The organism is Prevotella sp. P3-92 (assembly GCF_002251205.1).
Taxonomy (GTDB): Bacteria; Bacteroidota; Bacteroidia; order Bacteroidales; family Bacteroidaceae; genus Prevotella.
Genome location: NZ_NPJE01000007.1, coordinates 1 through 667 on the forward strand (window position 1 = coordinate 1; position 667 = coordinate 667).

The window sequence follows — 667 nt, forward strand, 5'->3', positions numbered from 1 at the left end:
CCTTCGAGTACTATCCAGAGGGAACGCTGGCAAAAGCAGTGTCTTACGATGCCGACAACAGGAGCACAGCCGTATTCACCGACCTGCTCGGGAGGAAGATTATGGAGCGCACCGCAGCAGGAGATACCTATTATGTATATAACGACCTCGGCCAGCTGCGCTTCGTGCTCACACCTGCATTCAACAAAATATCGCAGGAAAAGACAATATATGCATACGAATATCGTTATGACAATAGAGGGCGGGTGGTATGGAAGAAACTGCCCGGGGCGGAATGCGTGCAGTACTGGTACGACAGTGCCGACCGCATGGCGTACATGAGAGACACCGCTCTGGGAAACCGCTACCGCTTCTGCCTGTACGACCGCTTCGGAAGGCTGTGCGTGCAGGGCACATGCAGCGACGGAAACCGCGACGGGTCGGTGCTCTCCGCTACATCATACACGAGCGGATCAGGGGGTGTCTGCAGCACAGGCTACTCCGCACCGTACAGCATCAGCGACCCGCAACTCGAGATAGTCAACTACTACGACACCTATGAATTCATCGGCAACAACCTTACAAGCGCGATGCCTGCATTAACCATTGGACAGGAACAGAGACAGCACGCCATCGGCTACCTTACGGGACAGGTGGTGTACGCTACCGGCGGCGAGGCCCTCGGCAC

At 56.1% G+C, this 667-nt stretch carries 1 pseudogene; it reads left to right on the plus strand.

Annotated features, from left to right (window positions below):
- Positions 1-667: pseudogene (locus CIK93_RS13535) on the plus strand (hypothetical protein); the annotation flags it as partial.